At 61.7% G+C, this 23,357-nt stretch carries 20 protein-coding genes; 9 read left to right on the top strand and 11 right to left on the bottom strand.

Annotated elements, in window-relative coordinates; translation table 11 throughout:
* The first annotated feature begins 25 nt into the window (after positions 1 to 25).
* From JOE32_RS17830 to JOE32_RS17805, 6 genes are all read left to right on the top strand, one after another.
* Entirely contained in the window at positions 26 to 1,411 is a 1,386-nt protein-coding gene (locus JOE32_RS17830; protein ID WP_209986916.1) for a pitrilysin family protein, read from the top strand.
* Between the two features lie 70 nt (positions 1,412 to 1,481).
* Positions 1,482 to 2,513 (top strand): DUF5924 family protein, encoded by a 1,032-nt coding sequence (locus JOE32_RS17825; protein WP_209986913.1) that lies wholly within the window; start codon positions 1,482 to 1,484, stop codon positions 2,511 to 2,513.
* Positions 2,514 to 2,567: 54 nt separating this feature from the next.
* Entirely contained in the window at positions 2,568 to 3,716 is a 1,149-nt protein-coding gene (locus JOE32_RS17820) for an ABC transporter permease (RefSeq protein ID WP_209986910.1), read from the top strand.
* Positions 3,713 to 4,516 carry an ABC transporter ATP-binding protein gene (locus JOE32_RS17815; protein ID WP_209986907.1) on the top strand — a complete coding sequence of 268 codons (804 nt, stop codon included), beginning with the start codon at positions 3,713 to 3,715 and terminating at the stop codon, positions 4,514 to 4,516. Before JOE32_RS17820 ends, JOE32_RS17815 begins: the two co-directional genes overlap by 4 nt.
* Position 4,517: 1 nt before the next feature.
* Positions 4,518 to 5,456, top strand: coding sequence for an MlaD family protein (locus JOE32_RS17810; RefSeq protein ID WP_209986904.1), 939 nt, complete (start codon positions 4,518 to 4,520; stop codon positions 5,454 to 5,456).
* Positions 5,453 to 6,064 carry an ABC-type transport auxiliary lipoprotein family protein gene (locus JOE32_RS17805; protein ID WP_209986901.1) on the top strand — a complete coding sequence of 204 codons (612 nt, stop codon included), beginning with the start codon at positions 5,453 to 5,455 and terminating at the stop codon, positions 6,062 to 6,064. The genes JOE32_RS17810 and JOE32_RS17805 overlap by 4 nt, the downstream gene beginning before the upstream one ends.
* Positions 6,065 to 6,158: 94 nt before the next feature.
* Here JOE32_RS17805 and JOE32_RS17800 read toward each other — a convergent pair whose 3' ends face one another.
* The 5 genes from JOE32_RS17800 to JOE32_RS17780 form a co-directional block, all read right to left on the bottom strand.
* The gene (locus JOE32_RS17800; RefSeq protein ID WP_209986898.1) at positions 6,159 to 7,388 is read right to left on the bottom strand and encodes a spore maturation protein; all 1,230 of its coding nucleotides are present in this window, start codon (positions 7,386 to 7,388) and stop codon (positions 6,159 to 6,161) included.
* Positions 7,389 to 7,486: 98 nt separating this feature from the next.
* Positions 7,487 to 8,818 (bottom strand): glutamate/aspartate:proton symporter GltP, encoded by a 1,332-nt coding sequence (gene gltP / locus JOE32_RS17795; RefSeq protein ID WP_209986893.1) that lies wholly within the window; start codon positions 8,816 to 8,818, stop codon positions 7,487 to 7,489.
* Positions 8,819 to 9,547: 729 nt separating this feature from the next.
* Positions 9,548 to 10,018: an inhibitor of vertebrate lysozyme family protein gene (locus JOE32_RS17790; RefSeq protein WP_057006174.1), complete on the bottom strand. Its 471-nt coding sequence runs from the start codon at positions 10,016 to 10,018 to the stop codon at positions 9,548 to 9,550.
* 2 nt (positions 10,019 to 10,020) lie between these two features.
* The gene (locus JOE32_RS17785) at positions 10,021 to 10,185 is read right to left on the bottom strand and encodes a DUF1328 domain-containing protein (protein WP_003187386.1); all 165 of its coding nucleotides are present in this window, start codon (positions 10,183 to 10,185) and stop codon (positions 10,021 to 10,023) included.
* A 79-nt stretch (positions 10,186 to 10,264) separates the two neighbouring features.
* Positions 10,265 to 10,549 carry a hypothetical protein gene (locus tag JOE32_RS17780; protein WP_209986891.1) on the bottom strand — a complete coding sequence of 95 codons (285 nt, stop codon included), beginning with the start codon at positions 10,547 to 10,549 and terminating at the stop codon, positions 10,265 to 10,267.
* Between the two features lie 393 nt (positions 10,550 to 10,942).
* On the opposite strand from JOE32_RS17780, the gene algB reads away from it, so the two are divergent.
* Together algB and JOE32_RS17770 are read left to right on the top strand one after the other, a co-directional pair.
* Complete coding sequence (gene algB / locus JOE32_RS17775; RefSeq protein WP_003233753.1) at positions 10,943 to 12,289, top strand: sigma-54-dependent response regulator transcription factor AlgB; 1,347 nt, start codon at positions 10,943 to 10,945, stop codon at positions 12,287 to 12,289.
* Between the two features lie 10 nt (positions 12,290 to 12,299).
* Entirely contained in the window at positions 12,300 to 14,087 is a 1,788-nt protein-coding gene (locus JOE32_RS17770) for an ATP-binding protein (protein ID WP_209986889.1), read from the top strand.
* Positions 14,088 to 14,165: 78 nt separating this feature from the next.
* Here the strand turns inward: JOE32_RS17770 and JOE32_RS17765 are convergent, their stop codons facing one another.
* The 5 genes from JOE32_RS17765 to JOE32_RS17745 form a co-directional block, all read right to left on the bottom strand.
* Positions 14,166 to 14,942: an N-acetylmuramoyl-L-alanine amidase gene (locus JOE32_RS17765; RefSeq protein WP_209986884.1), complete on the bottom strand. Its 777-nt coding sequence runs from the start codon at positions 14,940 to 14,942 to the stop codon at positions 14,166 to 14,168.
* 87 nt (positions 14,943 to 15,029) lie between these two features.
* On the bottom strand, positions 15,030 to 17,045 hold the full coding sequence (locus tag JOE32_RS17760) for a GGDEF domain-containing protein (protein WP_209986881.1): 2,016 nt from the start codon (positions 17,043 to 17,045) through the stop codon (positions 15,030 to 15,032).
* Entirely contained in the window at positions 17,042 to 17,920 is an 879-nt protein-coding gene (locus JOE32_RS17755) for an endonuclease/exonuclease/phosphatase family protein (protein WP_209986876.1), read from the bottom strand. The genes JOE32_RS17760 and JOE32_RS17755 overlap by 4 nt, the downstream gene beginning before the upstream one ends.
* Positions 17,921 to 17,930: 10 nt before the next feature.
* Complete coding sequence (gene dsbA, locus JOE32_RS17750) at positions 17,931 to 18,566, bottom strand: thiol:disulfide interchange protein DsbA (protein WP_209986871.1); 636 nt, start codon at positions 18,564 to 18,566, stop codon at positions 17,931 to 17,933.
* Positions 18,567 to 18,734: 168 nt separating this feature from the next.
* Positions 18,735 to 19,346: a cytochrome c4 gene (locus tag JOE32_RS17745; protein WP_209986867.1), complete on the bottom strand. Its 612-nt coding sequence runs from the start codon at positions 19,344 to 19,346 to the stop codon at positions 18,735 to 18,737.
* Between the two features lie 296 nt (positions 19,347 to 19,642).
* Between JOE32_RS17745 and yihA the strand changes: the two genes are divergently transcribed.
* Positions 19,643 to 20,284 carry a ribosome biogenesis GTP-binding protein YihA/YsxC gene (yihA, locus tag JOE32_RS17740; protein WP_015373414.1) on the top strand — a complete coding sequence of 214 codons (642 nt, stop codon included), beginning with the start codon at positions 19,643 to 19,645 and terminating at the stop codon, positions 20,282 to 20,284.
* 268 nt (positions 20,285 to 20,552) lie between these two features.
* Here yihA and polA read toward each other — a convergent pair whose 3' ends face one another.
* The gene (gene polA, locus JOE32_RS17735; RefSeq protein WP_209986865.1) at positions 20,553 to 23,336 is read right to left on the bottom strand and encodes a DNA polymerase I; all 2,784 of its coding nucleotides are present in this window, start codon (positions 23,334 to 23,336) and stop codon (positions 20,553 to 20,555) included.
* Positions 23,337 to 23,357 lie beyond the last annotated feature (21 nt).

The raw sequence follows: 23,357 nt of genomic DNA, 5'->3' as shown, positions 1-23,357 counted from the left end.
GACCTCACTCGCCAGGAAGCTTGTTATGCGTCGCCTGTTGTTCGCCTGCCTGCTCATGGGCTCTGCCCATGCCTTTGCTTTTGACCGTTTGCAAGTCGAGGGCTACACCTTGCCCAACGGCCTGCAAGTGCTGCTCAAGCCAGGCACCGAACGCGGGCATGTGGCGATTCGCCTGGTGGTTGGCGTGGGCCTGGATGACTTCAGTTGTGAGCAAAAAGAGCTGCCGCACCTGCTCGAACACCTGTTGTTCAGCGGCATTGACGGTGGCGGCGAAGGTGATCTCGAAGACCGCATGCAAGCCCTGGGCGGCGAGTGGAACGCCTACACCAGCAATGCCGACACCACCTTTGTGATCGAGGCACCGGCACACAACCAGCGCAAGGTGCTCGACCTGCTGCTGGCCATCCTCACCCGCACCGAACTGACCGACGCCAATATCAATGCCGCCAAGCGCGTCGTCGAGCGCGAGGACGGCGGGCATTACTCGCACCTGCAGCGCCTGCTCGACCGCCAGGACCTGGGCCACACCGCCAGCAATCAACTGGCGGTCGAGCTGGGCCTCAAGTGCGCCGAACGGGCCGAGGTCGGTCAACTTACGCGCGATCAATTGGAGGCACTGCGCAAAAACTGGTACGCCCCCAACAACATGACCCTGATTATCGTCGGCGACCTCGACAAACTGCTGCCGGCCTACCTTGAGCGCACCTACGGCGAACTCGACCCGGTCGAGCCGACCGACCACCTGGCCCTGCCCGAAATCCAGCACGCCGCCGCTCATCGTCGCGACCTGATGCGCGGCTGGGTCGGCGACGGCGCCAAGCTGCACTGGCTGTTTCCCGAGCCGATGCTGGACGATCAGCACGACGAAACCTACGACCTGCTCAAGGATTACCTCGACTGGGCGTTGTATCGCGAACTGCGCCTCAGGCACGGTTTATCCTACGGCCCCTGGAGTGAGCGCGAAGTACTCGGCGGTGTCGGCTTCCTCAGCCTGAATGCCGATCTTGAACGCGAAGACCTCCCCGAGGCCCAACAGGTGCTGCAAGACCTCACAGCCAGGCTGCTCAAGGACGGCCTCGATCCGGCCGCCTTCGCCCGCCTGCAACAGGCCGCCGTCGCCCGCCAGGCCTGGGCCGTGCAGGGCAACAGCGCCTTGGCCGACTATTATTGGAGCGCGTCCGGCGAGTACGCCAACGGGCGCTTCAGCGACCCGGTCAAGCGCATCAAAGCGGTCAGCCTGGAACAGACCAACCAGGCCATGCGCCAGGTGTTCAAGCAACCGGGCTACTGGCGCATCGAAAAACCGCTGCTCAGCTACGACGCTCTGAACTGGATCGGCGCCGGCGTGCTCGGGCTGATCGCGATTGTGTTGATCGGCGTGCGCGGTTATCGCAAACGGATCGCGCAGTGAGCCACCGCACACGCGTACCGAGACGCTATTCTGTCCGGGATCTTTTCCTACACCTACTGCGAATCGCCGAATGCCAAACCTGAGTCACGTAATCCAGCGCATCCTCGAACTGATGAAGCGCTACCCAGGGGTGATCGCACTCGGCGGCTTCATCTCGGGTGTGGGCAGCTTCATTCTGGTGGACCGCCAGCAGGGCATGGCCAGCTGGATCGCGGTGATCATGCTGGTGAGCTGGTTGTGGCTGATGCTGGAAAACAGTTTCACCCAACTGTTCGCCAAGCTGTTCAAGCGGGAAATCCCCGAACCGCTGTTGCGCTATGCCACCCAGATGATTCACCAGGAAAGCCTGTTTTTCGTGCTGCCGTTTTTCTTCGTCACCACCGCCTGGAACAGCGGCCAATCGGTGTTTACCGGCCTGCTGGGCGCGGCGGCGCTGGTGTCGATCATCGACCCGCTGTACTACAAATGGCTGGCGCCCAAGCGCTCGCTGTTCCTGGCCCTGCACACCCTGACACTGTTTGCCGCGCTGCTCACCGCGCTGCCGATCATCCTGCACCTGACCACCGCCGAGAGTTACAAGCTGGCGCTCGGCGTGGCCATGGCGCTGTCGATCCCCAGCCTGGCGTTGAGCCTGCCGCTGCGTAGCCTCAGGGGCTGGGCGATGCTGCTGGGGGTCACGGCCGCCATCGGCTGCGCCGGCTGGTTCCTGCGCAGCTGGGTGCCGCCCGCCACGCTGTGGATGACCGAAGTGGCCATCAGCACGCAAATGCAGGATCGCACGCCCGGTGACGACCTCAAGGAAGTCAACGCTGCCCAGTTGCGCAGCGGCGGGCTTTACGCCTACACCGCCATCAACGCGCCGCGCGGGCTCGATGAGCGGATCTACCATGTGTGGAAATTCAACGGGAAAGAAGTCGACCGCATCGCCCTCGATATCCATGGCGGACGCAAGGAAGGCTACCGCGCCTGGACCCACAAACAGAACTTCCCCGGCGACGCCGTAGGGCGCTGGCAGGTGCAGGTGCTCACCGAAGACGGGCAGGTGATCGGCGTGCTGCGCTTCAAAGTGACGGACACCGCACAAACGGACAACCCAACGTAGACGGTAGTGTGCTATTACGTAGCCATTGCGAAATAGCAGACAAGCTCGGAGCTTATGACCAGCAGTCCCACGCCCGGCGCAGCCCACCTCGATACGTCCATCTCGCCGCCACAGTTGCGGATTACGGGGGACTGGACACTGGCCCACTACGCAAGCCTGCGCACACTGTCAGCCAGGCTCGACGGCCAGTACGACGCCGCCGCACGCATCGACCTCAACGGCCTCGGCGCGCTGGACACTGCCGGCGCGTCGCTGCTCGTGGAGTTGCTCGGCCCCACCCGCATCGAGCAATCGGCCGAACAGACCGATTGCAGTTTGTCCGCCGCCGACCGCGCGTTGCTCAAGACCGTCTACCGCTCCCTCAACGATTTCTGCGTGCCCGATAAAGGCCCGGAAGAGGCCACCGGCGTCCAGTTGCTGGCGCGTATCGGCCGGGCGGTGGACACCGTGTGGCAGGACAGCAAACAGCTGCTGGGCTTTATCGGCCTGATCCTTGAAACCTTCGCCCGCGGCATCCTGCGCCCCAAACGCTGGCGCCTCACGCCGATGGTCGCGCACCTGGAGCAGGTCGGCCTCGACGCGGCGCCCATTGTCGCCCTGCTGACCTTCCTGGTGGGCGCAGTGGTGGCGTTTCTGGGCGCCACGGTGCTCAAGAGCTTCGGCGCGACGATTTTCACCGTGGACTTGGTGGCGTTCTCTTTTCTGCGTGAATTCGGCGTATTGCTCACCGCCATCCTGATCGCCGGCCGCACGGCCAGCGCCTTTACCGCGCAGATCGGCTCGATGAAGGCCAACGAAGAAATCGACGCTATCCGCACCCTGGGCCTGGACCCGATGGAGCTGCTGGTGTTGCCGCGCGTCATGGCGCTGCTGGTGGCGCTGCCGATGCTGACGTTTCTGGCGATGCTCTCGGGCATTGTCGGCGGTGGCGTGGTGTGTGCCGTTGCCCTGGATATCTCGCCGGCAATGTTTCTGTCGCTGCTGCAATCGGACATCGGCGTGCAGCATTTTCTGGTGGGCCTGGTGAAGGCGCCGGTGTTCGCGTTTCTGATCGCGGCCATTGGCTGCCTGGAAGGTTTCAAGGTCAGCGGCAGTGCCGAGTCGGTGGGTGCCCACACCACCTCCAGCGTGGTGCAGTCGATTTTCGTGGTGATCGTGCTGGATGCGGTCGCCGCACTGTTCTTTATGGAGATGGGCTGGTGAGCCGTCCACTGCGTGCACCCGCCGAGGCGGTGATTGAAGTGCGTGGCTTGTGCAATCGCTTTGGCAGCCAGAGCGTGCACGAACACCTCGACCTGGATGTGTACAAGGGCGAGATCCTCGCCGTGGTCGGCGGCTCCGGCAGCGGCAAGTCGGTGCTGCTGCGCAGTATCGTCGGCCTGCGCCGGCCCAGCGCCGGCGAGGTGCGTGTGTTCGGCCAGAACCTGCCGAACCTGCCCGAGCACGAACGCTCCCTGGTGGAACGCCGCTTTGGCGTGCTGTTCCAGAAGGGCGCGCTGTTTTCGTCACTCACCGTCACCGAGAACGTCGCCCTGCCGCTGATCGAACACGCCGGCCTCAGCCGCGCCGACGCCGAGCACCTGGCGGCGGTCAAGCTGGCCCTGGCCGGCTTGCCGCTGTCGGCCGCCGACAAATACCCGGCATCGCTGTCCGGCGGCATGATCAAGCGCGCGGCCCTGGCCCGTGCCCTGGCACTGGACCCGGATATCCTGTTTCTCGACGAACCCACTGCCGGCCTCGACCCGATTGGTGCGGCGCAATTCGACCAACTGATCCTGACCCTGCGCGACGCGCTGGGCCTGAGCGTGTTTCTGGTCACACACGACCTGGACACGCTGTACACCATCACCGACCGCGTGGCGGTGCTGGCGCAGAAGAAAGTGCTGGTGGCCGACGCCATCGATGTCGTCTCGGAAACAGACGACCCCTGGATTCACGACTATTTCCACGGCCCACGGGGCCGCGCGGCATTGGATGCCGCTCAACCGCTCAACGAGGTATGACATGGAAACCCGCGCCCATCATGTGATGATCGGTCTGTTCAGCGTGATCGTGGTGGTCGGCGCGATGCTGTTTGGCCTGTGGCTGGCCAAATCCAGCGTCGACAGCGCCTTCCAGGATTACGAAGTGATCTTCAACGAGGCGGTCAGCGGCCTGTCCCAGGGCAGCTCGGTGCAGTACAGCGGGATCAAGGTGGGCGACGTCACCAGCCTGCGCCTGGACCCGAAAGACCCGCGCCGCGTGCTGGCGCGCATCCGCCTGGCCGGGCAGACACCGATCAAGGAAGACACCCAGGCCAAGCTCGCGCTGACCGGCATCACCGGCACCTCGATCATCCAGCTCAGCGGCGGCACGCCGCAAAGCCCCGAACTCAAGGGCAAGGATGGCGAGCTGCCGCTGATCATCGCCTCACCGTCGCCCATCGCGCGGCTGCTCAATAACAGCAATGACCTGATGACCGGCATCAACCTGCTGCTGCACAACGCCAACAATATGTTTTCTTCGCAGAACGTCGACCGCCTGAGCAAGACCCTCGACAACCTGCAGCAAACCACTGGCGCCATTGCCGATCAGCGCGGCGATATCAAGGTGGTGATGCAACAACTGATGCAGGTAAGCAAGCAGGCCACCGCTGCGCTCGAGCAGACCACCGTGCTGATGCGCAACGCCAATGGCTTGCTCAACGATCAGGGCAGACAGGCGTTCGGCAGCGCCGAGCAGGCAATGAAATCCCTGCAGCAAAGCACCGCCACCATCAACACCTTGCTCACCACAAATAAGGATTCGGTGAACAGCGGCATGCAGGGCCTCAACGAACTGGCGCCGGCCGTGCGCGAGCTGCGCGAAACCCTCGCGTCGCTGCGCGCCATTTCCCGGCGCCTGGAAGCCAACCCCAGCGGCTACCTGCTGGGCAGCGACAAAAACAAGGAGTTCACGCCATGAAGCGTGCTTGCCAACTGATCGTTCCACTGGCCCTGGCACTGCTGAGCGCGTGCTCGATCCTGCCCAAAGCGGACCCTTCGGACGTGTATCGCCTGACGGCAACGCCCGCCGACACGCAAGGCGCCCCGCTGAGCTGGTCGCTGCGCGTGACCAAGCCCCAGACCAGCGAGTTTCTCGACAGCCCGCGCATTGCCGTGGTGCCCAATGGCAACCTGATCAGCAGCTATGCCCACGCGCGCTGGAGCGACCCGGCGCCGGTGCTGCTGCGCAATCGCCTGCTCGACGGCTTCCAGCGCGATGGGCGGGTGACGCTGCTGAGTACCGACGAGACCAACCTGCAGGCCGACTATGAGCTGGGCGGACAGCTGCAGGCGTTTCAGAGCGAATACCAGGGCAGTGCGGTGCAGGTGGTGATTCGGTTGGATGCGCGGGTGGTGCGGGGCAGTGATCAGCGGATTATTGCCAGCCGGCGGTTTGAGGTAAGGCAGCCGGTGGCCGATACCAAGGTGCCGGCGGTAGTCGCCGGGTTTGGATTGGCGGGGGATCAGTTGAACAGGCAGGTGGTGGATTGGGTGGTTGAGCAGGGCAGTAGAGCAACGAATCGCTGAGGGCCTCATCGGGAGCAAGCCCCCTCCCACATTTTGACCTGTGGACGCTTTCAAAATGTGGGAGGGGGGCTCGCTCCCGATAGCGACTTCAGCCTCAGCCAAAGAACCAGTAACACACCGCAATCGCCGCAACCACACCGGCAAACTCCGCCAGCAACGCACACCCCACGGCATGCCTTGCCCGCTGAATCCCCACCGACCCAAAGTACACCGCCAATACATAAAACGTGGTCTCGGTGCTGCCCTGAATCGTCGCCGCCACCAACGCGGGGAAGCTGTCCACGCCCTGGGTCTGCATGGTCTCGATCAGCATCGCCCGCGCCGCGCTGCCTGAGAACGGCTTGACCATCGCGGTCGGCAAGGCATCGACAAACCGCGTGTCCATGCCGGTCCACGCCACCAGGTGACGGATGCCTTCCAGGCCGAAGTCCAGCGCCCCGGAAGCACGCAGCACACCGACTGCGCAGAGCATCGCCACCAGATAGGGCAGCAGGTTTTTCGCCACATCGAAGCCTTCCTTGGCCCCTTCGACAAACGCCTCGTATACCTTGACCTTGCGCAGCGCACCGATCAGCAGAAACAGCATGATCAACCCAAACAGCGTCAGGTTGCCGAGGATCGACGACAGCGCGGCCAGCGCCGTGGCAGACAGGGTGGCCAGCAACGCCATGAAACCACCCAGCACCAGCGCACCGGGAATCAGGTAGGCCAGCACCACCGGGTCCCACAACCGCAGGCGCTGCATCACCGCTACCGACAGCAGGCCCACCAGGGTCGAGGCGCTGGTGGCCAGCAGGATCGGCAGGAAGACCAGCGTCGGATCGGCGGCGCCTTGCTGGGCGCGGTACATGAAGATGGTCACCGGCAACAGCGTCAGCGACGAGGCGTTGAGCACCAGAAAAAGGATCTGCGCGTTACTGGCGGTGTTGGGGATGGGGTTGAGTTCCTGCAGCGCCTTCATGGCCTTCAGGCCGATGGGCGTCGCGGCGTTGTCCAGGCCCAGGCCATTGGCGGCGAAATTGAGGGTGATCAGGCCGATGGCCGGGTGGCCGGCGGGCACTTCGGGCATCAGCCGGCGAAACAGCGGCCCGAGGGCCTTGGCCAGCCAGTCGACGATCCCGGCTTTTTCGGCGATGCGCAAAAAGCCCAGCCATAAGGTCAGGGTGCCGAACAGCAGCACCATGACTTCCACCGACAATTTGGCCATGGCGAAAATGCTTTCGACCATCGCCGCGAAAATTCCGGCGTTACCGCCCACCAGCCATTGCGCCAGTGCTGACACCATTGCCACGACAAAGAAGCCAAGCCACAGGCCATTGAGCATCAGTTAAATCCCCCGAAAGATGGGGCGAATGATAACGGGGCTGACAGAAACGACAAACCCCGGAATTTTCCGGGGTTTGTTTCAGCGCCTGAGGGCGATCAGCCGCGAGTGGCCTGGGCGGTCGGCACTGCTGTGCGGGTGCGCCAGTGCGGCAGCGAGTTCCAGTAGCGCTCGCCTTTGGCATCGTCGTACATGCCTTCCCAACGAGAAATCACCAGCACGGCGAGGGCATTGCCGATCACGTTGAGCGCGGTACGCGCCATGTCCATGATGCGGTCGACACCGGCGATGAAGGCCAGGCCTTCCAGCGGAATACCCACGCTGCCCAGGGTGGCCAGCAGCACCACGAAGGACACGCCCGGCACGCCGGCAATCCCTTTGGAGGTGACCATCAGGGTCAGCACCAGCATCAGTTGCTGGCCGATCGACAGGTCGATGCCATACAACTGGGCGATAAAGATGGCGGCGATGCTCTGGTACAGGGTCGAGCCGTCGAGGTTGAATGAGTAACCGGTCGGCACCACAAAGCTGCAGATCGCCTTCGGCGCGCCGTAGGCTTCCATCTTCTCGATCACGCGCGGCAGCACGGTCTCGGAACTGGCGGTGGAGTAGGCCAGCACCAGTTCATCCTTGAAGATGCGCATCAGCTTGATCACCGAGAAGCCGAACAGGCGAGCGATCAGGCCCAGCACCACGAAGGCGAAGAACAGGATGGCGACGTAAACCAGGATCACCAGCTTGGCCAGCGGCAGCAGGGAAGCGAAGCCGAAGTTGGCGACGGTCACCGCGATCAGCGCGAAGACACCGATGGGGGCGTACTTCATGATCATATGGGTGACTTTGAACATGCTCTCGGACACGCCCTGGAACATGGTCACCAGCGGCTCGCGCAGCTCGGGCTTGAGGCTCGACAAGCCAAGGCCGAACAGCACCGAGAAGAAAATGATCGGCAGCATCTCGCCACGGGCGACGGCGGCGAAGATATTCGAGGGGATCAGGTTGAGGATGGTCTCGATGAACGCATGTTCATGCTGCACCTCGGCGGCAGTCGCCTGGTACTTGGAGATATCGACAGTGCCCAGGGTACTCATGTCGATGCCTGCGCCCGGATGGAACAGGTTGGCCAGCAACAGGCCGACAACAATGGCAATGGTGGTGACGATTTCGAAGTAAAGAATGGTTTTGACACCGATCCGACCCAGCTTTTTCGCGTCACCGACCCCGGCAATGCCGACGATCAGCGAAGAAATCACAATTGGGATCACGATCATCTTGATCAGGCGGATAAAGATATCGCCTGCCGGCTGCAAGACGTTGCTGATCCACCAGGCCTTTTCAGCACTGAAATGGTTGAGCACCGCACCGATTGCAATCCCCAGGACCAGACCGATGAGGATCTGCCAGGCGAGGCTTAGTTTTGCCTTCTTCATGTCATTACCCTTACTTCACGTGAACTTAAGGCGAATGCGCCAGCCGCAACGCTCGAGAGCGAAAAAGTGTGTGCACAAGCCTCCATGGAAGGTCACCGCCGCATGGCCGAAATGGCTTACTGGCAGGCGAAAAAAGGCGCAACTATTCCCATGCAAGGGCGCAACGTCTAATGCCGTAAACGCCTACCCTATGCCGAATCGGCATGGCTTTTTTGGAAAATAACTGTCCGAACGGTCAGTTCGATTACGCCAATCTGACGGGCAAACATGCCGTGAACCTGCCAATACAGGCTTGCTCAGAGAGACAGACGCGCGCTGAAGGGCTGGCACAAACACCCGTAAATTAACGGAGTACGTGTCAGAAATACCCTATGGAGGGGGCAAAACTTTCTCGATAGGTGGTCGCGACGACACAACCAGTAATGGTTGGTAAAGAGCGAAAACGAAATATTCGGCTAAGGCCGGTATGGGAAGCAGCCCATCAGAGCAACGAGCCCGCCGCAAGTTCAGCAAGCTTGAGGACTTGTGAACTTGCGTCGCAGCTTTTCACCTGACCCGGCCCTTGCGCAGGCACTCCCTGTACCCGTAGGTCACGCCGATCTCGATTGATCAGAGCAACCCGGCCCCCTGGTCATGCATCGCCCTTGGCGAGCGATGCAGACAGAAAAAAGCGACGGGCTTCTTTCTATGGACGCCGGCCCCGCAGACGCTGAGTGCGTCAAACGGAACCTAGTACCAATTCGGATCTTTCTTGAGCTGTTCCATCAACAGCTTTTGCATGCCTTCGTCCGGCTTACCGATAAACCGGTAATCGGCGTGCCGCGTCGGCGATTTGTCCTTCGGCAAACCGGCCGGAACTTCCACCAACAGGGCGTAGGCATCTTCCTTGTCAAAGCTGACGGCTACGATCAGACGCTTGTTCAGGCAGGTGTCTGCAGTCTCGCAAAGCGGCCCGACCAGGTATTTGTCGCCATCTTCTTCAACTGCGGTCATCTGTTGTTCGGCCGAGCCGGACAGGTTCATCACCCATTCCGGCAGGCGCTCTTCTTTCTTCACCACGTCTCGCCAGGTTTCACGGTACTGCGGGTCCGCACTGAGCAATTCGTTGGCTCGGGTCTGACCGTCATTGGCGGCCATCGCCAAACCGCTGCCGCCCAACAACAGGGCGACAGTAATGGCTTTAAAAGAAAGAGTGGTCATCTTCAGCCTCGGCCTTTACGACCAAAGAAGAACGAAGCGATGAACATCACCAGGAAGACAACGAACAGGATCTTGGCGATACCTGTGGCGGTGCCGGCGATGCCACCGAAGCCGAGGACTGCAGCCACAATGGCGATGATCAGAAACGTGATTGCCCAACTCAACATGGTGATTCTCCTTACGCTTTCATAGGGGGTAACAGCTGTAGTGCAGTGCGGTCGCTCAGTACGGCGCCCGATTTATTGCCTAGAACACCCAGCGCTCTTGCGTAGGCAGCGCGTCCAGGGTGGAATCCTGGTCGACCACACGCAATTGCGGGGCAGTCACATCGGCAGTCGCGCTGGCGATGGAACGAAAATGGTTTTGCGTCATGGCCGGACGGTCGAATTGCGGGACTTGCTGCTGACTCTGTTGCCAGTGCTGCAACTGCTGGCCGCCAATCAACGTGATCATCAGGGCCAGGCTGGCAAACAGACCCTGTTGCAGGCGCAGTGGCGATACACGCAATTGGCTGAGGCTTTGGCGAGTCATGCTGCATTTCTCCCGCATTCTGATTATTGGTTCATGACACTCTTGGGAGATGTATTGCAGAGCGCATGCCAGCTTTTTTTCAAAATAAATATTAATAAAATCAATGAGTTAAGATTGAACCAAATACAAACGCCCCAGCATCCTGCACGATGCCCCCTTGCAGGCCGTGCGAAATGCACGATGGCCAGTGGTCGGGTCAAGGGATAGAACCCGCCGCAGCGGTTGCCGAAGTGGCACGAAGGGCTAAAAACGCCACTAGCCTGGGGTGCTGTAAGAAGGTGCGCAGATAGCTGCGCGAAGTCGCCTTTTATCGATCAGAATAAACCATGCAACTTGCCCGATTATTCCGGGACTAATCACCATCATCATTTAAAGTTAAGGAGCGCGGGACAGATGGAATCAGCCAAGGAACTTCAAGGCCGCATTCTTTTAGTGGATGACGAATCCGCGATTCTCCGCACCTTCCGTTACTGCCTGGAAGACGAAGGCTACACCGTAGCTACCGCCAACAGCGCCGCCCAGGCCGATGCCCTGATGCAGCGTCAGGTGTTCGACCTGTGCTTCCTCGACCTGCGCCTGGGCGAAGACAATGGCCTGGACGTGCTGGCGCAGATGCGCATTCAGGCGCCGTGGATGCGCGTGGTGATCGTCACCGCGCATTCGGCCGTCGACACCGCCGTGGATGCGATCCAGGCCGGCGCGGCCGATTATCTGGTCAAGCCGTGCAGCCCGGACCAATTGCGTCTGGCCACCGCCAAACAGCTGGAAGTGCGCCAGCTCTCCGCGCGCCTGGAGGCGCTGGAGGGCGAAGTGCGCAAGCCCAAGGACGGCCTCGACTCCCATAGCCCGGCGATGATGGTGGTACTCGAAACCGCACGCCAGGTGGCCGGCACCGACGCCAACATCCTGATCCTGGGCGAATCCGGCACCGGTAAGGGTGAGCTGGCGCGGGCCATTCATGGCTGGAGCAAGCGCACCAAGAAATCCTGCGTCACCATCAACTGCCCGTCTCTCACGGCGGAACTGATGGAGAGCGAGTTGTTCGGCCACAGCCGCGGCGCCTTCACCGGGGCCAGCGAGAGCACGCTGGGTCGGGTCAACCAGGCGGACGGCGGCACGCTGTTTCTCGATGAGATCGGTGACTTTCCGCTGACCCTGCAGCCCAAGTTGCTGCGCTTTATCCAGGACAAGGAATACGAACGCGTCGGCGATCCGGTGACCCGCCGCGCCGATGTGCGCATCCTCGCGGCCACCAACCTGAACCTGGAAGACATGGTGCGTGACGGCCGCTTCCGTGAAGACCTGCTGTACCGTCTCAACGTCATCACCTTGCACCTGCCGCCGTTGCGCGAACGCAGTGAAGACATCCTGACCCTGGCGGACCGTTTCCTGGCGCGCTTCGTCAAGGACTACGCACGACCGGCGCGAGGTTTCAGCGACCAGGCTCGCGAAGCACTGCTCAACTACCGCTGGCCGGGCAATATCCGCGAACTGCGCAACGTCGTGGAACGCGCGAGCATTATCTGCCCCCAGGAAAAAGTCGAGATCAGCCACCTGGGGATGGCGGAACAGCCGACCAACAATGCGCCGCGCATCGGTGCGGCGTTGAGCCTGGATGAGCTGGAAAAAGCCCACATCGGCGCGGTACTGGCCACCAGCGACACCCTGGATCAGGCGGCCCGTACACTGGGTATCGACGCCTCGACGCTGTACCGCAAACGCAAACAGTACAACCTGTGAGCTTTACCTTATGAAGCTTGCGATGAAACTGCGCACTCGGTTATTCCTGAGCATCTCCGCACTGATCACCGTGGCCCTGTTGGGCCTGGTGCTGGGGCTGGTCAGCGTGATGCAAATGGCAAAGAGCCAGGAATCGCTGATCCGCAGCAACTTCATCACCCTGGACCTGGGGCTCAAGCTGCGTCAGAGCCTGGGGGACCAGTTGATCCTGATGCTGGAAGAGCAACCCGACGCCAAGGCCCTGGAGACGTCCAAGCAGCAATATTTTGCGTTGCTGGACGAAGGTATCGCCCATGAAAAGCGTGATGGACGAATCAACGGTTTCAGCCAGGCGCGCATCGACTACCTGGACTTTCTGAAAGCGTTCGACGAAGCCCAGCGATCGCCACTGGCGAACAAAAAAAATCAGAAACTGACCGATAGCTTCAACGCCTTGCGCAATGGCCTGATCGCCGAACACAAACAAGCCCTGGAAAACATCAACGCCAGCGAACACAAGTCGCGCAACCGTGCATTATTGATCGCTGCGGCGCTGGGGGTGGTTGGACTTGCCGTGCTGATTATCGGCTTCATCACCGCCCATGGCATCGCACGACGCTTTGGTGGGCCAATCGAAGCCCTGGCCAAGGCGGCCGACAAGATCGGGCAGGGCGATTTCGAGGTGACGCTGCCGATCTCGTCAGCGGCGGAAATGAACCAGCTGACCCGGCGCTTCGGCATCATGGCCGAGGCGCTGCGCCAGCATCAGGCAACCAATGTCGACGAACTTCTGGCCGGCCAGCAGCGCCTGCAGGCGGTGCTCGACAGCATCGACGACGGCCTGCTGATGATCGATCGCCAAGGCCGCCTTGAGCACCTCAACCCTGTGGCACAGCGTCAACTGGGCTGGGACGAGGAGCGCCTGGGGCAGGGACTGGGCGAAGCGCTGGTGCGCCCGGAACTGGATGAACAATTGCAGTTGGTGCTGCGCGGCGGCAACCTGGAGCGGGCGCCGGACGATCTGGAAGTGGAAGTCGAAGGCGAATTGCGCCTGCTGACCTACAGCCTTACGCCGGTGAGTCATACCCAGGGGCATATCCTCGGCGCGGTGATGGTGCTGCATGACGTCACCGAGCAGCGTGCCTTCGAGCGGGTGCGCAGCGAGTTCGTATTGCGCGCCTCACACGAGTTGCGCACGCCGGTGACCGGCATGCACATGGCGTTTGGTCTTTTTCGCGAGCGCGCGAAGTTTCCGGCAGAGTCCCGTGAGGCGGACCTGCTGGATACGGTCAACGAAGAGATGCAGCGCCTGATGCAGTTGATCAACGACTTGCTCAACTTCTCGCGCTACCAGAATGGCCTGCAGAAACTCACGCTGGGGCCATGCGACGTGACGGACCTGCTCGAGCATGCGCGCGCGCGCTTTGCCGAGACGGCAAACGCGCAACATATTGAATTGCTGGTGGAAGCCCAGGCCGACGTGCCACGGCTGTACGCCGATCAGGCGCAACTGGAGCGGGTGCTCGACAACCTGCTGGCCAACGCGCTGCGTCATACCGCCGAAGGCGGGCAAATCCACCTGCAGGCGCGACGCCATGGCGAGCGGGTGATTGTCAGCGTCGAAGACAATGGCGAAGGCATTGCCTATGGCCAGCAAGGGCGCATCTTCGAACCTTTTGTGCAGGTGGGCCGCAAGAAAGGTGGCGCAGGCCTGGGGCTGGCACTGTGCAAGGAAATCGTGCAATTGCACGGCGGACGCATGGGCGTGTACTCGCGGCCGGGGCAGGGCACGCAGTTTTATATGGCGTTGCCCCTGTAGTTCGCAGGCTTCGTCGGGAGCCCGCTGCCACAGAGGCCGCTCACCATAAAGGTCGCTCGCCACGCGCCCTCCTGGGGTTTAGCGTTGGTTCAGAGCACTCAGGATCGCGGCGCTTTCGGCGTCTGGCGTGCCGTCGAACAGCGACGCACGGAAGTGCATCTGAAACGCCGCGATCACATGCCGCGTGGCCACGTCCAGTTCGCCGGTCTGCGGCGTCGGGTAGCCCAACTTCGCCAACTCTTCCTGGAACCAGGTGATGCTCGGCAGCTGCGTTGCGTACTGCTGCCGGAAGCGGGCGACCGCCTGGGCGTCGGGCCACTGGCCCAGGCCTTCGTCGGCCAGACGCTTCCAGGGGAACAATGGACCAGGGTCGAGTTTGCGCAGCGGCGCGATGTCGCTGTGACCAATGATGTTCTTGGGATCGATGCCGTTGCGTTTACTGATGTCCTTGAGCAACACCACCAGGGACTTCACCTGGGCCTCTGAATAGGGGTACCACAAGCGACCGGTCGGCGTGTCCGTGTACCCGGGGTTGACGATTTCAATACCGATGGAGCTGGAGTTGAGCCACGTGCGGCCCGCCCACTGGCTTTCCCCGGCATGCCAGGCGCGCTGGCTCTCATCCACCAGCTTGTAGATGGTGGCGCTGGCGTCGTCGCCGATCAGGTAGTGGCTGCTGACCTGGCCGTGGGTGAGCAAGGCCAGCGAGCGCTCAAGGTTGGTGGAGGTGTAGTGGACGATCACGAACTGCACGCGATTGTCGTGGTTGACCGAGGGATGGTTGGTGTCAATGCGCGGACCACTGGCGCAGCCGGCGAGCAGAATGAACAGGAAGGCGAAGTACAGGGTTTTCATAGGGAGTGACGTCACGCTGAAGACGGTAATGCAACAGTGTAACGTAAGGTGTGTGACACAGCGCTCAAATCATGAAATGGAACATTTTTACGCCGCCTGCACCTGATTGCGCCCAGCGGCCTTGGCGCGATACAACGCCTCGTCGGCGCGTTTGAGCGCCACGTCGCTGCGCTCCCCCGGCTGGAACTGCGCCACGCCCATGGACAGCGTGATCGTCACCGGCTCGCCCTTGAAGTGGAAGGGGCAGGCCTCGATGGCCGACCGCAGCACTTCGCCCACAGCCAGCGCCTGAGTGAGTGAAGTGTCGGGCATCAGCAACACAAACTCTTCGCCGCCAAAGCGCGCAATAAAGTCGCGGCCATGCAGGTGCTTGCGCAGCACGTTGGCGATGATCTTCAACACCTTGTCGCCGGCCAGATGGCCGTAGCCGTCGTTGACGCGCTTGAAGTGATCCAGGTCCAGCATCGCCAGCGACAGGCTGTTGCCGCGCTGATGCCAGGCGTTGACCTCGTGGTCCAGACGCTCGCTCCACGCTGCGCGGTTGGGCAGGCGGGTCAGCGGGTCAATCAACGCCTTCTGACGCTGTACCTCCATATGTTCGCGATAGCCCAGCGCTTCCTGCTCCATGTGGGCGACGCGTTCGGCCAGCCCCTGGAGCCGCGCTGCCACTTCCTCTTCGCGCTGGTCCCGTTGCTGGCGGTGCTCGTCCATGGTGCCGAGCAAGCCTTCGATATGGCTTTCCAATACCTGCTTGAGGCTGTCCAGGTCGGCCGCTTCCTGCACGCTGCTTTGCAAGCCGTCGACCTGTTCGCGTATCTGCGTGTCAAGCTGGCGGGCGGCGGAGCGGCTGTCGAGGTGGTCATCGCTGGCCACCTGCAGATGGCCCTGGAACGCTTCAAGACGCTCGTTGAGGTGCTTGAGATAAGCCTCGAACTCATGCTGGCCGCTGTCGGTGACCGCCAGCATCAGCACCGCCAGGTCATCGAGAATCGGCAGCAGCTCGTACCAGTTCAAGCCATTGGCCAGGCGCTCGCGCATGGCTTCGGCCTGGGGCCGGTGGCGCTCTGGGAGGCTCAGGTCTTCCAGCAGGCCGAGCAAGGTGCTTTCGATATGCCGGGCCACGGAGCTGTAGGAAGGCTCCGGCGAGTCGGGCAGGGCATAGCCGCTTTCCCCGGGCTGCTCGTCGGCTTCTTCGTCCTCAAGAACGGGCGGCAGCGACAGGCTGCCGATGCTGGTCTCCTCCGGTGTATCAACCAGCACTTCGGGGGTTTCAATAAAGGCCGCGAGCGCGCTTTCGTTGGGCGGCTCTTCGGCTTCAGGTTCGGGTTCAGGATCAGCGGCAGGTTCGGCGACGGCGGTTTCTGCAAGTGCCGCTTCGACCTTGGGTTGTGCGGCGACTTCAACCGCAGGCGCTGCTGTCAGCGATTGCGGCAATGGCGCAGGGGTCGGCAAGACTTGGGGTGGCGGTTCGGCAGGTGCAGCGGCCTGCTCTTCAGTCACAGGCTCTGGAGCAACCGGTTTTGACGTCGGCTTTACCGGAGGCTCATCGGCCACCGTTTCGGGCGCGACCTCCTTGGCGCTCCCGAACAAGCGTTGCAGCAAACCTGGACCAGGCCGTGGAGTTTCGCCGTCAGCCTCCAGATTATTCAACGCCTGCCCCTGCAGGCTGCTCAATTCGCTGAGCAGCAGCGGAATCTCACGAGCCTGGCCCACGCGACTGTCCAGTTGCTTGGCGAAGGCTTTGAGCGGGCGCGCCACCTCGCGCGGCAGTGGCAATTGCTGCAGCTGGGCGACCAGGGCGGTGAGCGCGGTGCTGATCTGGTCGACACGGGTCTCGCGGCGCTGCTCTGAATCGAGCACGGCTTTTTCCAGGCGCGGCAGCAAGGCGGCGAGGGCGGCGTCCATGTCGTCGGTGCGCACCACATCGCGCATTTCCTTCATGCATTGGTCGACGGCGCGGTCGGTGCCTTCAGCGGCCAGCGTACTGCGCACCAGGCCCCGGCGCAGCAGGTCGAGGCGGGCGGCCCAACGGCGTTCGAGCTTGTCCTGCTGCTCGATGCTTAACAGGTATTTTTCTTTCCAGCGCTCGGCGTCGTCGCTCATGCAAGGGGTCCGCGAGGGCTGGTGCTCAACGCGGGCAATGCATCAACCGTGAGCGAACCCGGCAGACGAATCTCTACCGCGACGGGCAGGTGATCGGAAATGGGCTGCGCCAGGACCTGCACACTTTCCAGCGTGAGGGTCGGGCTGAGCAGGATATGGTCCAGGCAGCGCTGCGGGCGCCAGCTGGGAAACGTCGCTTCGACCTGCGGCGCCAGTAGCCCGAGGTCACGCAACGGTGAATTCAGAAGCAGGTCGTTGGCGTGGGTGTTCATGTCCCCCATCAACACCTGGTGCTTGTAGTTGCCGATCAGCTCGCGCACGTAGGCCAGTTGCAGGTTGCGCGTCCGCCCGCCGAGGGCAAGGTGCATCATCACCACTACCAGCGCTTCCGGGCCTTCGCCGAATCGCACGAGGATTGCGCCGCGCCCCTTCGGGCCTGGAAGCGGGTGATCCTCGATGGCCGTCGGCTTCAGGCGGCTGAGCACACCATTGCTGTGCTGCGCCAGACGCCCGAGGTTTCGATTGAGTTGCTGGTACCAGTAGGGGAAGCCGCCGAGCTGGGCCAGGTGTTCCACCTGGTTGATATAGCCCGAGCGCAGACTGCCGCCGTCAGCTTCCTGCAACGCGACCAGATCAAAGTCATTGAGCAGGGTGCCGATCTTCTGCAGGTTACCGGTGCGCCCTTTGTGGGGCAGCAGGTGCTGCCAGCCACGGGTCAGGTAGTGCCGATACTTCTCGGTACTGTTGCCCACCTGGATATTGAAGCTGAGCAAGCGCAGACGGCTGTCCGCCGGCAGGCCCGTTGACTCCAGGTGATGTTCATTGACCTGCGGTTCGTGCAGGCCAATGCCACGTTCGGTTCCCCAGCGGCGCATGACGAGCCCCTTACTTGGCTGCACGCTCTTTGGCGATCAGTTGGTCAGCGACATTGAGGGTCGCTTCAGGACCACCAGTGGAGCCCAGGTCGAAACGGTATTTGCCGTTGACGATCATGGTAGGCACGCCTTGCACCCCGTACTTCTGCGCGAGTTCCTTGGCCTGCTTGATCTGGCCCTGGATGGCGAAGGAGTTGAAGGTAGCGAGGAATTTTTCTTTGTCGACACCCTGGGTGGCCACGAAGTCAGCCATTTCGTCCGGCTTGGTCAGACGCTTGCCTTCCTTCTGGATGGCGTTGAATACGGCGTTATGCACCTTGTGCTCGACACCCATGGCTTCCAGGGTCAGGAACAATTGGCCGTGGGCATCCCAAGGGCCGCCGAACATGGCCGGGATGCGTTTGAAGTTCACGTCTTTGGGCAGTTTCTCGACCCAGGGATTGATGGTCGGTTCAAATGCGTAGCAATGCGGGCAGCCATACCAGAACAGCTCCACCACCTCGATCTTGCCTGGTACCGAAACCGGCACCGGGTTAGCCAGCTCGACGTAGGTTTTACCCGCTTCAAGCGGCACATCGGCGGCCTGTGCGGTCATGCCGAAAAGACTGGCAGTGACGAGAGCGGCGCTGAGGATCAGATTACGCATGCTTTACTCCTGGACAAATAAAGTCGCCTCACGCGACCTTTAGTTGTGACAGGTCTACGCGGACATGAGTTCGTTAGTGTAACGGCAGCGGCCACAAAAAAGGGCGGCCCGGGCCACCCTTTTTATGCTTGCATCGCGGGATTAATCGAGTGTTAACGTCGCGGCCCGTCAGTGCAGACCCTCGATGTAACTGGAGAGGGCCGCAATGTCCTCATCGCTGAGCTTGCGGGCGATGGTGCGCATGGTCATCGCCTCGCCATCGTTGGCCCGGCCTGCGTCTTCCTTGCGAAAATCAGTCAGTTGTTTGGCGGTGTACTGCGCGTACTGACCGCTCAACTGCGGAAAGCCCGCGGCAGCATTGCCCGTGCCATCGGGCGCGTGGCAACCGGTGCAGGCCGGCAGGCCCTTGCTCAGGTCACCGCCGCGGAACAGCTTTTCGCCACGGGCGACCAGCTTGGGGTCAGCGGCGCCCACGCTGCCTTTCTGGGCGGCAAAGTATGCCGCGAGGTCGGCGATGTCCTGGTCGCTGGAGTTGGCCAGCAAGCCGGTCATTTCCAGCACCGTACGCTTGCCGTCCTTGATATCGTGCATCTGCTTGGCCAGGTAGCGCTCGCCCTGACCTGCCAACTTGGGAAAATTCGGCACCGGGCTGTTGCCATCGGGCCCGTGGCAGGCCCCACATACGGCAATTTTGGTCTGGCCCGCCTTGGCGTCACCCGCAGCCTGGGCAACACCGGTGATGCCCAGGGCCAACAGCAGACTCACGATCAGTTTATTCATCAGCTAATCCAACTACTCATCCAACTGCGGCCAGAAGTTTTAAACGTTATCTACCGGGTTTACTCATCATCAACGGATCGACGACCTGGTGATCTCCAGCCTTGCGGCCCTGCATAAAACCACGCGCGGTATTGCCTTTGAACACAAACTCGGTTGTACAGCGCCTGGGGTTCCTGTGTAGCCTGAGCGCCATGAAAGCACACACAAAATCTGCGGCATCATATACTCGCGTTACTTAAACGGAAACGACACCGCTTGCCGCCCCCTTTTTCGGCACCGCTCACATCGGAAATCTCATGCAACTCAAGAATCCCATCCTCGGTCTGTGCCAACAGTCCACCTTCATGCTCAGCGCCGCCAAAGTGGACCAATGCCCCGATGACGAAGGCTTTGAAGTCGCCTTTGCCGGCCGCTCCAACGCTGGCAAGTCCAGCGCACTGAACACCCTGACCCACGCCAGCCTGGCGCGCACCTCGAAGACCCCGGGCCGCACGCAACTGCTCAACTTCTTCAAGCTGGACGACGAGCGTCGTCTGGTCGACCTGCCAGGCTACGGTTACGCGAAAGTACCCATCCCGCTGAAGCTGCACTGGCAGCGTCACCTGGAGGCCTATCTGGGTGGCCGCGAGAGTTTGAAAGGGTTGATCCTGATGATGGACATCCGTCATCCAATGACCGACTTCGACCTGCTGATGCTCGACTGGGCTGTCGCCAGCGGCATGCCGATGCATATCCTGCTGACGAAGGCCGACAAGCTCACCTACGGCGCGGCCAAGAACACCTTGCTCAAGGTGCAGGCCGAAATCCGCAAGGGCTGGGGTGACACCATCACCATCCAGCTGTTCTCGGCGCCAAAGCGCATGGGCCTGGAAGACGCCTACACCGTGCTGGCCGGCTGGATGGAATTGGCAGACAAGGGCGCAGAAATCGCCGAATAGCTTTTCTGCAGGCAAAAAAAACCCCGGACTTCGTATGGGGAGGGGAAGTTCGGGGTTCAAGTTCCGGACCGCTAGGGCGGAGTCCGGATATCTGCCAACACTTAACACAACATAGGAGCTTTGAAGGGCTTCACCACCCATTCAGAGACTCTGAGTAGCAATTCACAGGTTAAGTTCCGGCCCGCCCGAAAAACTGTGAAATACCTGAAGGCTATTTCCCACGTCAAACGCTGTGCCACCGCCCGTTGCCGGTGGCGAACGCTCGCCGTCAGTGCGCTTCGTCCCAGTTGTTGCCCACACCCACTTCCACCAGCAGGGGCACGTCCAGTTGCGCGGCAGCGCTCATGTGCTCACGAATCCTCTCGCTGACTTCGGCGACCAGATCCTCACGCACCTCCAGCACCAATTCATCGTGTACCTGCAGAATCACCTTGGCATCCAGACCCGAGTCGGTCAGCCAGTTATCCACGCGCACCATGGCTTTCTTGATGATATCGGCGGCGGTGCCCTGCATCGGCGCGTTGATCGCCGTGCGCTCGGCGGCGGCGCGTTCCTGGGGTCTGTTGGAATTGATATCCGGCACATACAGGCGGCGGCCGAAGAAAGTTTCCACGTAGCCCTGGTCGGCAGCCTGGGCGCGGGTGCGCTCCATGTACTCGCGGACCCCGGGATAGCGGGCGAAATACACGTCGATATAGGCCTTGGCGGTCTTGGTATCGACGCCAATGTCTTTGCCCAGCTTCTGCGCGCCCATGCCATAGATCAGGCCGAAGTTGATCGCCTTGGCACTGCGGCGCTGGTCGGAGGTGACCTCGCCCAACTCCACCTTGAACACCTCGGCCGCGGTGGCGGTGTGCACATCCAGATTGTGACGGAAGGCATTCATCAAGCCTTCGTCCCTGGACAGGTGCGCCATGATGCGCAGCTCGATCTGCGAATAGTCCGCTGCCAGCAGCTTGTAACCTTTGGGCGCGACAAACGCCTGGCGGATGCGCCGCCCCTCAGCGGTGCGCACCGGGATGTTCTGCAGGTTCGGGTCGCTGGAAGACAGGCGCCCGGTCGCGGTCACCGCCTGGTGATAAGACGTGTGGATACGCCCGGTGCGCGGGTTGATCTGTTCCGGCAGGCGGTCGGTATAGGTGCTTTTGAGCTTGCTCATGCTGCGGTACTGCATCAGCACCTTGGGCAGCGGATAGTCATCCTCGGCCAGTTTGGCCAGCACTTCTTCCGCCGTCGAGGCCTGCCCCTTGCCGGTCTTTTTCAGCACCGGCATGCCGAGCTTGTCGTAGAGAATCGAGCCGAGCTGTTTGGGAGAACCCAGGTTGAATTCCTCACCGGCGATCTCGAATGCCTGGCGCTCCAGTTCGACCATCTTGTGGCCCAATTCGATGCTCTGGATACCCAGCAACTCCTTGTCCACCAGCGCGCCCTGACGCTCGATGCGCGCCAGCACCGGTACCAACGGAATTTCGATATCCGACAGCACGCTGGCCAGGCTCGGGATCGCGGCCAATTGCGCGTGCAGCGCCTGGTGCAGACGCAAGGTCACGTCGGCATCTTCGGCTGCGTACGGGCCGGCCTGTTCCAGTGCGATCTGGTCAAAGGTCAGTTGCTTGGCGCCCTTACCGGCGATGTCCTGGAAACTGACGGTGTCGTAGTCCAGGTACTTCTTCGCCAGGCTGTCCATGTCGTGCCGGGTGACGGTGGCATTGAGCACATAGGACTCAAGCATGGTGTCGAAAGCAATGCCGCGCACGGTGATGCCTTGCGCCGGGTCGCCGCCGATGGCGCAGTTGGCGAGGATGTTCATGTCGAACTTGGCGTGCTGGCCGACCTTGAGTTTGGCCGGGTCTTCCAGCAGCGGTTTCAAGGCAAGCAGCACGGTGTCACGGTCCAGTTGGTCCGGCACGCCGATGTAGGAGTGGGTCAGCGGGATGTAGGCCGCTTCATGGGACTGCACGGCGAAGGACACCCCGACCAATTGCGCTTTTTGCGCGTCGATGCCGGTGGTTTCGGTGTCGAACGCGAACAACGGTGCATCCTGGAGCTTCTTCAACCATAGCTCGAAGGTCGGCTGGTCGAGGATAGTGGTGTAGGCCGTTTCCAGGGGAGCCGTGGGTGCAGCCTCGACCACCTCGACCGCCACGGGCGCCGCGCTCAGCTCGACGCGCTTGGCATCGCGCTGAATCTCGTCGTACCAGCTCTTGAACTCGAGCAGGGTGTACAGCTCAAGCAGCTTTTCACGGTCCGGTTCGATCAGGTGCAGGTCGTCCAGGCCGATATCCAGCGGCACATCGATCTTGATCGTGGCCAATCGGTACGACAGGAACGCCATCTCGCGGTGCTCTTCCAGCTTGGCGCGCAGGGTCTTGGCGCCGCGAATCGGCAGGCTCGGCACAATGTCCAACTGCTCATAAAGCTCTTTGAGGCCGCCATTGACGCCCACCAACAAGCCGGAGGCAGTCTTGGGACCAATACCCGGCACGCCGGGAATGTTGTCGGACGAATCGCCCATCAATGCCAGATAGTCGATGATCTGCTCCGGAGCGACGCCAAATTTCTCCTTCACGCCCTCTACGTCCATCGCGCTACCGGTCATGGTGTTGACCAGGGTAATGTGCCCGTCGACCAACTGCGCCATGTCCTTGTCACCGGTGGAAATCACCACCGGCCGGCTGGCGGCCGCGCTGCTGCGGGCGAGGGTGCCGATCACGTCATCGGCTTCGACGCCTTCGACGCACAGCAACGGAAAGCCCAGAGCGATCACACTCTGGTGCAGCGGCTCGATCTGCAGACGCATGTCATCGGGCATGCTCGGACGATTGGCCTTGTAATCGGCATACATGTCATCGCGAAAAGTCCCACCCTTGGCGTCGAAAACCACCGCGAACGGGCTGTCCGGGTACTGCCGGCGCAGACTCTTGAGCATGTTCAGCACGCCCTTGACCGCGCCGGTCGGCAGGCCTTTGGAGGTGGTCAGCGGTGGCAGTGCATGGAAGGCGCGGTACAGATAAGAAGAACCGTCCACCAGGACGAGGGGCGCTTGGCTCATGAGCAGGATCAACCTTTTCGG

The sequence above is a fragment of the Pseudomonas sp. PvP025 genome, from assembly GCF_017832155.1.
Taxonomy (GTDB): domain Bacteria; phylum Pseudomonadota; class Gammaproteobacteria; order Pseudomonadales; family Pseudomonadaceae; genus Aquipseudomonas.
The sequence above is the reverse complement of the archived record's forward strand: the minus strand, read 5'-3'. Positions and strand labels throughout refer to the sequence as shown.